This window comes from Moraxella sp. CTOTU48717, assembly GCF_032057165.1.
GTDB lineage: Bacteria > Pseudomonadota > Gammaproteobacteria > Pseudomonadales > Moraxellaceae > Faucicola > Faucicola tetraodonis.
The window spans coordinates 16,144-30,093 of the sequence record NZ_DAMBBC010000016.1 but is presented as its reverse complement, the minus strand read 5'-3'; the positions used below and the strand labels follow the sequence as shown (position 1 = coordinate 30,093).

Genomic DNA, 13,950 nt, shown 5'->3' with positions numbered 1-13,950 from the left:
CGATACATGGCCAACACCGCACCACCAATCTTGCTTGTCATCGCAGTTATCAGCATGATTGGTTGTGAGCAATCTGATTCTCAGCAGCCAGCACCCCCTACCGCTGCCACCGTGAGCGCGCCCCAAGAATTCGATGATAAACCATTGCCCCAAGTATTAGACACACAGGCAATCAATAAAAACATGCTTACCGTCAGTCAATTGGCGCAAGGTTATGTGATGCCGGCATCAAGTACCATCAACGACTATCAAGAAGCGTATTTTACTGTCATCAAGCAGCCAAGTATCGATGCGGCTGCAGCCAGTGAACCAACCGCCCTTAATCAATTTGACTATATACCCATCTCGCCTGATATGATTTTTGTCAAAGCTATGCTGAGTCATTTTGATGAAACCATCGCGCTTGCCAGTATTGAGCAGCGATACGGCAAAAATCCTGAACTGCTAGGTTTAGCCCGAGACATTATTAGCTCACGCCAAAATGAATCACAAATATTACAGAATTGGCTTGCCATGCAACTGATTCAAAACACCGCGGACCCTAATCAGCCGATGGCAGATAGTGTAGCAGCCCAGCAAGAAATCGATAGTATTATCGATGATATGCAGCAAGAAATGGTGGACACGGTCATGACTAAAAACGCCGACCAAGCGTTTGCCCAAACCGTGCTGATTCATCATAAAGGCGCGATTGCGTTCTCACAAGTGGTTGCCAAATATGGTAACGATGACAAAGTGCGTAGCCTTACCAATACCCTAATCGATACCCAACAAGCCGAAATTCAACTTCTACAAAATTGGCTCCGTAACCATGGGTACGCCCAATAATCGTTTGCTGTAGCAAATAAAAAGGGCGGATTATAGCGCGATAACCCACCCTTTTTTAGGATTAAATTCACCCAAATTGATGTTGGCTAACTTGATGCTTGCTAGCTGTCATCCACATCATGAACCATTCGCGTGAGCGTGATTTGCCGCTGTAACTGCCGAAGCGGTCTTAGCTCGTCAAGCAGCGATAGTATTAAGCCAATCGCTTGCGGACTGGCATCAAAATCACGGCGTAGGCGTGAGGCAAGGCGCACTGTGGTCAGTTGTGCGCTATTAAAATAGGGCTGGCTGTCGATGGCAGGCGTTTCAGCATAAATAATATCTTCATCCATTAGCGCTAATACCCAGCTTTTATCCCAACTACTCGCCATAATCAAGTCATCTAGGGTTAACCGTAATGATAAATCCGTATTGGTGGTTTGAGCCATGTTGCACTCCTGTTGTGTATCTATAGTTATGTTTGGTGCTTGTTTGTCATTTTTTTTTATTGTACTGCCTGTTTTTTTTGCTTAGTTATTAATAGCGCTTAATTATCAATAGATTAGCGCGTTGGCACAAATGAGGCAAATGCCGATTTGAACGCTTCAAACGCTTGGATATCTGCGTCTGTATCGATTTTTGGCAACACGATATTTAAACTTAAATATAAATCACCGGCTTCTTTAGCTGGGATACCTTTACCTTTAAGGCGAAGATTGGTACCAGTACGGCTATTTTTTGGTACATTGACATTGACCTTGCCAGCAGGCGTGTTGACCGTGATTTGACCGCCCATGGCTGCTTCCCAAGGCGCAACATCTACCGTTTGGAACACGTCTTTGCCTTCTACACGGATATTGTCTGGGTGATTAAATTTAATTTTTAGGTACAAATCGCCATTATCACCGCCATATGGGCTTGGATTGCCTTGTTTTGCCAAGCGAATTTGTTGTCCTTCGGCAATACCTTTGGGGATTTTGACTTCAATAGTCTTGGTTTGATAATCCAGCCCTGTCGCGGTTTGTATGGGTAAATTTAGGCTAATTTTACGGGTATCGCCTTCATAAGTGGCTTTCAAATCAATTGATAACTCGGCGTGCTGATCGTCGCCTTTGGTCGAGCGTTGCGACTGTCTGCCACCAAATCCGTCTGAAAACCCGCCTGCACCGCCCCCGAATGTCGAGAAAATATCATCAAATCTAAAGCCACCCGCGCCTTGCGACTGACGACCGCCAGCCCCACCGCCAAACTGACGGAGGATTTCATCCAAATCCGCTTGGCTCATATTGGCATTAAAGCCCTGACCGCCGCCAAAGCCTTGACCCATATAAGGATTGTCGAGCATCAGATCGTATTGGGCGCGTTTTTCAGCGTCCTTGAGCGTTTCATAGGCGTTATTGATTTCACCCATTTTTGCGTCGGCATCGGGTGAGTCGTTGATATCAGGGTGATATTGTCGCACCAGTTTGCGATAGGCTTTTTTAATATCTGCTTCATTGGCTTTTTTATCGACGCCTAAAATGTCATAATAGTTTTTTTCTGCCATTATTATTGTCCTTACGATTTTGCGAATAGTGCTATTCGCGCAGCAATGTGATGATATTAATATAATGGCTATTTTGGTATTTTTCAAAACTTCTTTGGTAATTGACGATGATGAGCGCCAAGTGATATCAGCGCTTAATCGCAGTTTTGGGCTTTTTTTGACAACAGGATAACAGATGACAAAGGTTGCATTGCTAGATTATGGCATGGGTAATTTACATTCGGCGGGTAAAGCCTTGACGGCAGTGGGCGCTGATGTGTCGATCACGCGTGACCCTGCAGTCATTGCGGCGGCAGACAAAATGGTCTTCCCTGGTGTAGGGGCAATGCGCGACTGCATGGCAGAGATGCAGGCAGCGGGTATCGCTGATGCTGTCAAAACGGCTGTATTTAATAAGCCTGTAATGGCGATTTGTGTGGGGATGCAGGCGTTGTTTGAGCGCTCAGAAGAAAATGATGGGGTAAACTGTCTAGGGGTACTGGGTGGTGACGTCAAACGCTTTGATGATCATTGGCTAGATGATAAAAACGAACGCATTAAAGTACCGCATATGGGCTGGAATACTATCACCCATATGGATTTGGCGCATCCGCTATGGCAAGGGATTGAAGATAATACCCATTTTTATTTTGTGCATAGTTTTTATTGTGTGCCGTCTGATACTTCGATTGTGGCGGCAACCTGTGATTATGGCGTTGAGTTTTGTGCCAGCGTGATTAAAGATAATTTGTTTGCGACCCAGTTCCACCCCGAAAAAAGCCATACCGCAGGGTTGCAACTATTGAAGAATTTTGTGGAGTGGAAAATTTAGTTGTTCAAAACAACAGTAAAAGGGCGCGATGTATGCCCTTTTTTATTGCTTGTTTTTACTGGTTGGCATAAACCGCCCTCACCACTTTCCCAATCGTAGTAATCCCTTTTTTCAAGGTATCATCATCTTGGGCGATGCTTAAGCGGATACACTCATGGGCATGCCTAAAGTTCTCGGTATCCACGCCCACAAAGAAATGCTCGCTTGGGATAATCAGCGTGCCTTTGGCTTTTAGTCGCTCATACAGCTCAACCGTGGTTATCGGCAAATCTTTAAACCATACCCACAAGAAAATCGCGCCTTCAGGCTTGTGGATTTTCATCGCATTGTTATAGGGGCTTGGCAAGTCGCCCAGTTCTTGTTTTAGCAGCTGCACCGCTAATTTGGCTTGTCCTTGATAAAACGGACGAATATGATTGTCTGACAAATCTTTTAGCCGGTCATCTTGTAGCAGTGGCGTAGCAATCGCCGCGCCAAGACGGGTCGGCGCTAAATTAACAATCGCATTTAGGCTGCTAATCGCTTTGACCACCTGCGGATTGGCGACCACAACCCCTGTACGCACCCCAGGCAAACCGATTTTTGATAAGCTAAAGCACAAAATAATTTGCTCATTCCAATTGAGCGTGGCTTGGCTATAGATGATATTGGGGAATGGCATCCCATACGCATTGTCAATAATCAGTGGGATATCAAAACGCTTAGCAATTGCTTCAAGGCGCGCCATTTCGTCATCGGTCAGCACGTTGCCTGTTGGGTTGGTGGGGCGTGAGCAGCAAATTGCCCCAATTTCACCGTCGTGCAATTCAGCCAAATTTTCTAGCGTATCAAAATCGACTCGGTATTTAAAAAAGCCGTCTTCACCTTGATGTTGCACAAATTCGATGCTGGGTGGCACTGCGATAAAATGCTGCCCATCCACATGGGCATCGGCATAACCCACATATTCTGGAGCAAGTGGTAATAGAATTTTTTTATCAATGCTGCCTTGTGCTTGATCGTCAAACTGCCCACCAAACAAGTTAAATAAATAAAAAAATGCGTTTTGTGAGCCATTGGTCAGGGCGATATTGTCTGTGGTAAGTCCCCAATCATAATGGCGATTAAAAAAATCTACCAATGCGGCAATAAACTTGGCATCGCCCTGCGGCGTTGAATAGTTTCCGATATTTTCGATGGCCATTGAGCCCATATCACCTTTAGCTAAGGTTTTAAACACCGACCAATAGGTTTGGTTAACTTTATCAATACGTGCTGGATTGCCACCGCCGAGCATATTAATCGGTTGCTCACTGTTAAGCGCGTTGCCCAAATCATCCATTAACTGCAAAATACCGCTGTTTTTGGTAAACTTTTCACCAAACTTTGAAAACTGCATGATTGCCCCTTTAATTTTGCCAAGCTATCTGCGTATTATAACAGGATGCCAGTGCCGTTGCCCGTTTTGACTTAGCTGTACAGCCACCATCAGGATACCCCAGCATGAAACCGCATTTACCCAAACTTAAAGGCTATAGCCACACTTGGCAAACCACCTTGATGGTGATGTTGATGGTACTGGTGAGCGTGGCGTTGTCGCTGTGGTTTTTTTGGCGCAGTCTGTATTTACCAGAGCTACAAAACCATGCAACTTATCTTGCCAATCAGCTGTTGATGATTGATAAAGCGGATAAAGATTTTAAAAACAATCCCGAGCTTAAAAATTGGATTATTGATGCCTCGCATATTAACGTGATTACTGACCCACAACAGATACCTTCTTTTCAAGAAAAAACCTTGGTAGATTATTTTACCCAGCGGATGGCAACACAGATGGAAACCGTGATGCAGCGTCCTGTATCGGTCAATTTTAAATTCAAACCCGTGCCGATTTTGTATATTCAAGACAGTGCGCATCCGGATGTTTGGCTGCAAGAGCCTGTCAAGTTTTATGCCAAATATAGCCCAACGTCGATTTATTTTTTCTTATTGGGGATCCCGCTTGCCACGTTGCTGACTATTTTGTTTTTGGTAAGACAATTAAATCGCCCGCTCAAACGCCTACAAAAAGTGGCAATTGATTACATCACCCTTGGGCACGCCAACAATTTGGCGACCAATGAAGGCTCAACAGAGATTCGTCAGGTGAATTTGGCATTTAACCGACTGTTTCATAACCTGATCCAAACCCAAAAAGAACGCAATATTATGCTCGCTGGTATTTCCCATGATTTGCGCACGCCACTGACGCGGATGCGACTCACAGCTGAGATGCTACCCGATGAGTTTTTGCGGGAAGGGTTGGTGTATGATATTGAGGACATGGACGCGATTTTGGAGCAGTTTATTTCATTTATGAAAGATGGCTCAGATGAAGCGGTACGATTGACCAATATGCGTCCCATCATTAACGAGATTGTGGTGCAGTTTGCCCCTACCCCATTTATTATCGATATCCAAGACGATTTGCCTAGTGTGCCATTACGACCCTTATCCATCAAACGTCTCATTGTTAATTTGGTCAATAATGCTTGTCGCTATGGTCAGCCGCCGATTCATATTGAGATTGGCATTGATGATGATCTACAGCCTACTGAGCAAGTGGTCACCGATGAAACCCTAACGCCAGAGATAACCTCTAGACAAAAATACTTAACCATTAAAGTTAGCGATGAAGGGCAAGGCGTTGCCGAAGATCAGCTTGAGCGGATTATGCAGCCGTTTGAGCGGGGCGAAACGGCACGTACCACGCAAGGGAGTGGGCTTGGGCTTGCGATTGTAAGCCGCATTACTCACCTGCACAATGGTAGCGTCATCGCTCGTAATCAGCCCAATGGCGGCGGCTTAGAAGTGGTGGTGAATATTCCGATTATAGAATAAAGCTGACAGAAGACTAATTGGTTACTTAATAGGTTAGGCTAACCATGATTCTTTAGTAACTTTGGTTTTGGTAGCTTTGGTTTTGATAACTTTGGTTAAGGTAGCCATTTTTACTTTTTAGTACCAATCATGGGGGGTAATTCATTTGACACATTGGTGGCTGTGACAGGGTGAACCAATGCTGCACGCGCCTGTGAGACGGACTGGCTTTCAGTAGGTTTGCGCAAAAAACTATAATAACCAAAAACCGCCATGTTGAGTGCCACCAAGGCTAAAAATAAGTAACGCATGCCATCCTCGCTTGTGATGATTTCGCTCATCGGTTAATTGATGTGCGCAAATTTCGCTAAACCATTGAGTTACTCACTAAAATTTAGCCCAGTCTGAGCAAATTTGCAAGCATCACTGGTAACGAGCTTATGACCCTTGCACTTGCGTGTATTTTTTCTCGCTACTTTTTTGGGTAATTTCATCGGCTTCAATACTTGACGCTAGCTGGCTTTTCGGCCAAGTCATGATAAATCGCGCCCCACCCAAGGTAGGGCTTTCATCCACTGACATGCGACCATTAAACCAAAACGCAATTCGAGACACGATTGATAAGCCGAGACCATAACCACCCGAGGCACGGGTACGACTATCATCCAGACGCGCAAACGGGATAAAGACTTTTTCACGGTCTTTTTCTGGAATACCCTGTCCATCATCTTCCACACTGATAAAAGCTTCGTTTTTTTCTAAGCCGGCTGAGATGATAATAGTGCTTTCGGCATACCGGGTGGCATTACCTGCCAAGTTTTGCAACACGCGGTGTAAATAGCGTCTATCGGCTTGTGCAAACGCACCTTTTTGCACCTTACCTACTTTGACGGTGACAGGTTTACCAAGCGCATTGGTCTCGCGGACAATCTGCGAAACGAGTTCTTGCAAATCGACATCTTCCCAGTCCATTTTAGGTGAGCCTTCTTCAAGCTTGGCATAGGTCAAAATTTCATCAATCAAGCCATTGAGCGATTCGATATCTTGGTCGATATAATCACGCTGACTCATCCGATCGTCATAATCATCAGTATCAGCCAGCATATCCACAGCAAAGCGAATACGTGCTACTGGGGTACGCAGCTCATGGGATACTGCACGAGTCAACTCGCGCTGCGATTCAATCAAACGGCGGATGTGCTCAGTCATACTATTAAAGGTTGCCGCTAGATGGGCAATTTCATCTTCGCCCACGACTTTTACTTTGGTATTGAGCTTACCTTCGCGCACTTTGGTGATACCGCTTTGAATGAGCTGCAGTTTACGCTCTAATGGGAAAATCAGCGCATACACCCCTAGACTGATTAAGAACATACTAATGAGCGTGATACTAATAATCAGATTAAGCGGAAACCAGTTAAACAGTGGAATGGGTCCCAAATCCACCACAGTATCTTGGAGTTCAGTCGGCGCTAGTACCCGAATCGATGAATTCTCTACACTGGTATTGTCACGGAACATAATCACGATATCTTTGCGATACAGTCGCGCTTTTTGGTCGGTATCAAGTTGCAGTTTATTAACGGATTGCAAGGTGAGCTTAAAAGGGAAAAATTTTTGAATTTGTTGCAAGCGTTGCTGTTTTTCTGCCAAGGTGCGATAGTAAGACAAATCATCGAGCAGCAACACGCCTATCCCTTTAATTTGTTGCTCATTGAGTTTATTGACGCTGACATGCAAGACGTTGTTCTCACCCGATACTTTATGATAAATCTCTGCGGTATTGGTATCGCCATTAAAACGTACTACGGCTTGTTGTTTGTTGAGTCGATTAATTTCGCTGGTTTTAAAATCCGCTTTTGAGGTCGGTTCGATTTCAAACTTAGTATCAAATAAGGTACTGACATCAGAGAGCCAAAAATTACGCTCTTGCGCCGTTACTTGGCGCGACAACCCTGAGTCAATGAGATAAAATGCCGCTGATGCCATATCCTCGCGATAAGTCTGTACGCGCTCTGCGTTGATAGTGGTGATAAGCAATTGCGCAAACAACGCAACTAACAAACAGATAAGTAACAGACCTGCATAAATCCGCAGAAAGATGGATTGGTTTAAGGACGATAATAGTGGCATAAAAATCTAGGGTTAAGGTCGAAAAATAATAGCCGTATTATTACCTAGCAAAATTAATATTACAATGTAAAATTCATGAAGCGATTGTCTAGTAACGTAGCAAATTGTTGTGCTAAATCTACCAGTTGCTAGGTAGCAAAGTTACCAGTGATAGCGATAAAAAAAGCCAGCCTGATGCTGACTTTTTTCAATACTGTGTTTATCAATACTATGTTAGTTTTCTTTGACAAACAGATAGCCTTTACTGCGAACGGTTTTGATACGTTTTGGGTTTTCTGGATCATCACCAATTTTTGGACGGATACGAGAAATACGTACATCAATCGAGCGGTCTTGACCATCATACTCGATACCACGCAGACGTTCAAAAATGTCTTCACGCGATAAGATACGACCTGCATTTGATGCCAACAACCACAATAAATCATATTCTGCACTGGTAAAGTCAACAAGCTCATCGTTCAAAGTAACCGAACGACCGCCGTTATCAATAACCAAATCACCAAATTCAAGGCGCTGCGGCACTTCATCAGTTGGCGCGGTATCAGAGCGGCGCAATAGCGCACGAATGCGCGCTAATAACACACGCGGCTGAACGGGTTTTGCCACGTAGTCATCCGCACCCATTTCTAGACCTAATACTTGGTCCATATCTTCGGTACGCGCGGTTAGCATTAAGATAGGGTTATGAAAATGAGGACGTACTTCACGGCATACCGTCAAACCGTCACTACCTGGCAACATCACATCAAGCACCACCATATCAGGCTGCTCAGCCACGATACGACGAATCGCACGGTTACCATCAGTTTCAATTGCCACATCTAGACCATTTTTACGCAAATAATCTTGGGTCAAGGTTGCAAGACGCTCATCATCCTCTACAATCAATACGCGGGGTATCAACTCTTCTTCTGACATAATTTCCTCCAAAAAATTTTATACATACTCTTAATACTTATATCAGAATATATCTTTATTTATCTATCAGCAATAGGTAATGAAAGTTTACGCATTACCTGTACTACTACAATATAATTGAATTAATTTAGCGAAAAAATAGCCAATTTAATATTGTTAAAACGTAACTAAACATAAAAAAAGTATAAATACCACATATAATAAGATGCAAAAGCATACGATATAAGGTTATCTATTCAATAACTGATAAAAATTTTTTGCTAGCTTTGGTTTAAAAGATAATTAGTAAAATTTTAATCGCTCTTTTTTTAAGCATTTATATCTTTAAGCACTCATAAAAAAAACAGTGGTCATAGCCACTGTCTTTAAACATAGTACCATCAAAATTAGGCACGGTTTTTGAATTTTTGTAAGGTTTGCAATTGTGCCAAAGATTCTGCCAATGCTGCCAAAGCCGCAGAGGTGTCGATATCGGCTTTTTGATTTTGCAAGCTTTGTTCTGCATGACGACGTGCTTCCAAAATTTTGGCTTCATCTAAGTCATTTGCACGTACTGCTGTATCTGCCAATACCGTCACTAAATGCGGTTGTACTTCTAAAACACCACCTGATACATACACCATTTCATCATTGCCATTGCTGGTTTTGATCTGCATGGTGCCCGGCTTTAATAGCGTAATAAAAGGAATATGTCCTGGCAAAATACCGACTTCACCTTCTACCCCAGTAGCAATTAACATACTAATCTCACCAGAGTAGATAGTTTCTTTCGCACTGACGACATTACATTGTAAAGTTGCCACAGTTCTCTCCTATGGTATTGCAAAATTAGGTTGATAAAACCCTGTTACTTTATTTTAAACTAACAGGGTTTGATTGAGAAATTAGCCGCGTAGTTTTTCTGCTGCAGCAACCACTTCTTCAATACCACCTTTCATGTAGAATGCTTGTTCTGGCAAGTCATCATACTCACCATTCAAGATTGCTTTAAAGCTTTGAATGGTTTCACGGATTGGTACGTATTTCCCTGGTGAGCCAGTGAATACCTCTGCAACGTGGAAAGGTTGTGACAAGAAACGTTGGATTTTACGTGCACGGTATACCACTAATTTATCATCTTCTGATAATTCGTCCATACCCAAAATCGCAATAATGTCTTTCAACTCTTTAAAGCGTTGTAACACTTCTTGGACACCACGAGCAACAGCATAGTGCTCTTCACCAATGACTAGTGGGTCTAACTGACGCGACGTTGAGTCGAGTGGGTCAACCGCTGGATAAATACCTTGTGAGGCAATATCACGGCTCAATACCACTGTTGCATCTAAGTGAGCAAATGTTGTCGCAGGTGATGGGTCAGTCAAGTCATCGGCAGGAACATATACTGCTTGAACAGAAGTAATAGAACCTGATTGGGTTGAAGTAATACGTTCTTGTAATACACCCATCTCTTCTGCAAGTGTTGGCTGATACCCTACCGCAGATGGCATACGACCTAACAATGCTGATACTTCGGTACCCGCTAGTGTATAACGATAAATATTGTCAACGAACAATAATACGTCACGACCTTTACCGTTTTCATCTTTTTCGTCACGGAAGTATTCCGCCATGGTCAAACCTGTCAAGGCAACACGTAAACGGTTTCCTGGTGGCTCATTCATCTGACCATACACCATCGCAACTTTATCAAGTACGTTTGAGTCTTTCATCTCGTGGTAGAAGTCATTACCTTCACGAGTACGCTCACCTACACCAGCAAATACAGATAAACCTGAGTGTGCTTTTGCGATGTTATTGATAAGTTCCATCATGTTAACGGTTTTACCAACACCTGCGCCACCGAACAGACCGACTTTACCACCTTTAGCAAATGGGCATAGTAAGTCAATTACTTTAATACCCGTTTCTAAAAGTTCAGTAGAGTTTGATTGTTCATCATAGCTTGGCGCTTCACGGTGAATAGCCCAAGTGTTGCTATGCTCTACCGGACCTGCTTCGTCAATTGGACGTCCTAAAACGTCCATGATACGACCTAGGGTACCTTTACCCACAGGTACAGAGATTGGTGCGCCAGTATTGCTAACTGGTAAACCACGTTTTAGACCTTCAGTAGAACCCATGGCAATAGTACGTACGATACCATCACCCAATTGTTGTTGTACTTCTAATGTAGTTTCTGTGCCTTCAACTTTTAAGGCATCATAAATTCTTGGTACGCTTTGACGGTCAAATTCAACGTCAATAACCGCGCCAATAATCTGTACAATACGACCGCTACTCATTACGCTCTCCTTGAATGTAGGTCAATTATGAAACAGCAGCAGCACCGCCAACGATTTCCGAAATTTCTCGGGTAATCGCCGCTTGACGCAGCTTGTTGTAAACCAATTGTAATTCGTTAATTAAGTTACCTGCGTTATCCGTTGCTGCTTTCATAGCAACCATACGTGCAGACTGTTCAGAAGCAATATTTTCTACCACACCTTGATAGACGATTGATTCAACATAACGTCCCATCAAACCATCAAGCAGCTCTTTGGTAGTTGGCTCATAGATGTAATCCCAGCTGTGTTCACGATTTGCCATCGTTTCATCAACCAAAGACTCAGCCGCAATCGGTACTAAGCGTTGCACACTGGGATTTTGGGTCATGGCATTCACAAATTCGTTATATACCATGTAAATCTCATCAATTTCGCCACGATTATACGCATCAAGCATTACTTGAACTGGCACACTAAGTTGCTCAAAGCTTGGGTTATCACCATAGTGAGCTTCCGCAGCAATCACCGTACCACCGAATGTTTTAAAGAAGCTCACGCCTTTTTGACCAATCACCGCAAAGCGCGTTTCAACCGATTGGCTTTTTTGTTGTTTGACATGCTGCATCAATTTTTTGAATAAGTTGATATTCAAACCACCTGCAAGACCACGGTCAGAACTGACTACAATATAGCCAACACGATTAACCGCACGAGGCACTAGATAAGGATGTTTGTAGTCTGGTGAAGCTTTAACTAGATGAGAAACCACTCGACGCATGCTATCAGCATAAGGACGACCTAGTTGCATACGTTCTTGGGCACGTCGCATCTTACTCGCTGCAACCATTTGCATGGCACGAGTAATTTTCTGGGTACTTTTAATACTAGCAACTTTTGCTCGAATTTCTTTTAAACTTGCCATAAATAATCCATACAGCCATGTTTAGTTTCAGTCCACGCCCATTGATATAACATGGACGAAATTTGGAAAAATGAACAAAGTAATCATAACCCCTTTGTTCATTTATTCTATGACAATGCAGTTCTAAAATTTCACTAAATCTTAGAAAGAGTGATTTTGCTTATAGTTTTCAATCGCTGATTTGAATTGGTTTGCGATATCATCATTATAGTTGGCAGTGTTATCAATGTCTGCCATAAAATCACCATGTTGGTCACGTAGGTAACGTAACAAACCTGCTTCAAATGCACCCACTTTGTTCACTGGGACATCAGCTAGATAGCCTTCGTTAGAAGCATAAATTACCGCAGCTTGTTCAGCGATGCTCATTGGTGCGTATTGATTTTGTTTCATCAATTCAGTCACACGTTGACCATGGTCAAGCTGTTTACGGGTCGCGTCATCTAAGTCAGAAGCAAACTGTGCAAAAGCTGCCAATTCACGATACTGTGCCAATGCGGTACGGATACCACCTGACAATTTTTTGATGATTTTAGTTTGCGCTGCACCACCCACACGAGAAACTGAAATACCCGCATTCACCGCTGGACGGATACCTGAGTTAAACAAGCTTGACTCTAGGAAGATCTGGCCGTCAGTGATTGAAATCACGTTGGTTGGTACGAATGCTGATACGTCACCTGCTTGGGTTTCGATAATTGGCAAGGCAGTTAATGAACCTGTTTTACCTGTTACAGCACCGTTGGTGAATTTTTCTACATACTCAGCGTTTACGCGTGAAGCGCGCTCTAATAGGCGTGAGTGAAGGTAGAATACGTCACCTGGGTAAGCTTCACGTCCTGGTGGACGACGTAAAAGCAATGAAATTTGACGATAGGCTACGGCTTGTTTTGATAAGTCATCATAAATGATAAGTGCATCTTCACCGCGGTCCCGGAAGTATTCACCCATAGTACAACCAGAGTATGGCGCGATGTACTGCAGCGCTGCAGGTTCAGAAGCAGATGCAACCACAACCGTTGTATAAGCTAGTGCGCCTGTTTCTTCTAGTTTACGTACCACGTTTGCGATGGTTGAACGTTTTTGACCAACGGCTACGTACACACATTTAATGCCCGAGTGTTTCTGCGCGATGATCGCATCGATTGCCATGGCTGTTTTACCAGTTTGGCGGTCACCAATGATAAGCTCACGTTGACCACGTCCGATTGGAATCATGGTATCAACGGCTTTATAACCTGTCATTACTGGCTCATCAACTGACTGACGGTCGATAACGCCTGGGGCGATTTTTTCAACTTTATCCGTCAACTTGGCGTTAATTGGGCCTTTACCATCGATAGGATTACCCAGTGCATCTACCACACGACCTAAAAGCTCGGGTCCAACTGGTACTTCTAAAATACGACCAGTACAGTAAGCTTTTTGTCCTTCTTGGAGGTTTAAGTATTCACCTAGAACAACCGCGCCGACTGAGTCTTGTTCAAGGTTTAGCGCCATACCATATACGCCACCTTCAAACTCAATCATTTCGCCGTACATGGCATCTTCAAGACCATGAATCTGTACGATACCGTCAGATACCATGACAATAGTGCCTTCGTTCTTTGCTGTGGCACCCGCAGTCAGGTCTTGAATTCGCTGCTTAATCAGATTACTGATTTCCGCTGGATTCAATTGTTGCATTGCACTGTTCCTTAATTTT

At 43.5% G+C, this 13,950-nt stretch carries 13 protein-coding genes; 3 read left to right on the top strand and 10 right to left on the bottom strand.

The window, feature by feature from the left end; genetic code table 11:
- Window positions 1–6 precede the first annotated feature (6 nt).
- Window positions 7–828, top strand: coding sequence for a DUF305 domain-containing protein (locus RT084_RS09745; RefSeq protein ID WP_312385829.1), 822 nt, complete (start codon window positions 7–9; stop codon window positions 826–828).
- Between the two features lie 101 nt (window positions 829–929).
- Here RT084_RS09745 and RT084_RS09740 read toward each other — a convergent pair whose 3' ends face one another.
- Window positions 930–1,256, bottom strand: coding sequence for a chaperone modulator CbpM (locus RT084_RS09740; RefSeq protein ID WP_050325155.1), 327 nt, complete (start codon window positions 1,254–1,256; stop codon window positions 930–932).
- A gap of 113 nt (window positions 1,257–1,369) precedes the next feature.
- On the bottom strand, window positions 1,370–2,353 hold the full coding sequence (locus RT084_RS09735; RefSeq protein ID WP_099833316.1) for a DnaJ C-terminal domain-containing protein: 984 nt from the start codon (window positions 2,351–2,353) through the stop codon (window positions 1,370–1,372).
- 175 nt (window positions 2,354–2,528) lie between these two features.
- On the opposite strand from RT084_RS09735, the gene hisH reads away from it, so the two are divergent.
- Window positions 2,529–3,164: an imidazole glycerol phosphate synthase subunit HisH gene (gene hisH, locus RT084_RS09730; protein ID WP_159675682.1), complete on the top strand. Its 636-nt coding sequence runs from the start codon at window positions 2,529–2,531 to the stop codon at window positions 3,162–3,164.
- Between the two features lie 55 nt (window positions 3,165–3,219).
- Here hisH and RT084_RS09725 read toward each other — a convergent pair whose 3' ends face one another.
- Window positions 3,220–4,542: a valine--pyruvate transaminase gene (locus tag RT084_RS09725; protein ID WP_312385826.1), complete on the bottom strand. Its 1,323-nt coding sequence runs from the start codon at window positions 4,540–4,542 to the stop codon at window positions 3,220–3,222.
- A 104-nt stretch (window positions 4,543–4,646) separates the two neighbouring features.
- Between RT084_RS09725 and RT084_RS09720 the strand changes: the two genes are divergently transcribed.
- Window positions 4,647–6,023: an ATP-binding protein gene (locus tag RT084_RS09720; RefSeq protein ID WP_203171273.1), complete on the top strand. Its 1,377-nt coding sequence runs from the start codon at window positions 4,647–4,649 to the stop codon at window positions 6,021–6,023.
- A 110-nt stretch (window positions 6,024–6,133) separates the two neighbouring features.
- Here the strand turns inward: RT084_RS09720 and RT084_RS09715 are convergent, their stop codons facing one another.
- The 7 genes from RT084_RS09715 to atpA all read right to left on the bottom strand — a co-directional run bounded on the left by RT084_RS09715 (window position 6,134) and on the right by atpA (window position 13,931).
- A complete protein-coding gene (locus RT084_RS09715; protein ID WP_159373956.1) occupies window positions 6,134–6,313 on the bottom strand; it encodes a hypothetical protein in 180 nt (59 codons plus the stop codon).
- 127 nt (window positions 6,314–6,440) lie between these two features.
- The gene (locus RT084_RS09710) at window positions 6,441–8,135 is read right to left on the bottom strand and encodes an ATP-binding protein (protein WP_312385823.1); all 1,695 of its coding nucleotides are present in this window, start codon (window positions 8,133–8,135) and stop codon (window positions 6,441–6,443) included.
- 213 nt (window positions 8,136–8,348) lie between these two features.
- Window positions 8,349–9,056, bottom strand: coding sequence for a response regulator (locus RT084_RS09705; RefSeq protein WP_007115827.1), 708 nt, complete (start codon window positions 9,054–9,056; stop codon window positions 8,349–8,351).
- A gap of 386 nt (window positions 9,057–9,442) precedes the next feature.
- Complete coding sequence (locus tag RT084_RS09700; protein WP_007115826.1) at window positions 9,443–9,859, bottom strand: F0F1 ATP synthase subunit epsilon; 417 nt, start codon at window positions 9,857–9,859, stop codon at window positions 9,443–9,445.
- A gap of 81 nt (window positions 9,860–9,940) precedes the next feature.
- On the bottom strand, window positions 9,941–11,341 hold the full coding sequence (gene atpD / locus RT084_RS09695; protein ID WP_007115825.1) for a F0F1 ATP synthase subunit beta: 1,401 nt from the start codon (window positions 11,339–11,341) through the stop codon (window positions 9,941–9,943).
- Between the two features lie 25 nt (window positions 11,342–11,366).
- Window positions 11,367–12,245 carry a F0F1 ATP synthase subunit gamma gene (atpG, locus tag RT084_RS09690; protein ID WP_007115824.1) on the bottom strand — a complete coding sequence of 293 codons (879 nt, stop codon included), beginning with the start codon at window positions 12,243–12,245 and terminating at the stop codon, window positions 11,367–11,369.
- Window positions 12,246–12,386: 141 nt separating this feature from the next.
- Window positions 12,387–13,931: a F0F1 ATP synthase subunit alpha gene (gene atpA, locus RT084_RS09685; RefSeq protein ID WP_007115823.1), complete on the bottom strand. Its 1,545-nt coding sequence runs from the start codon at window positions 13,929–13,931 to the stop codon at window positions 12,387–12,389.
- Window positions 13,932–13,950 lie beyond the last annotated feature (19 nt).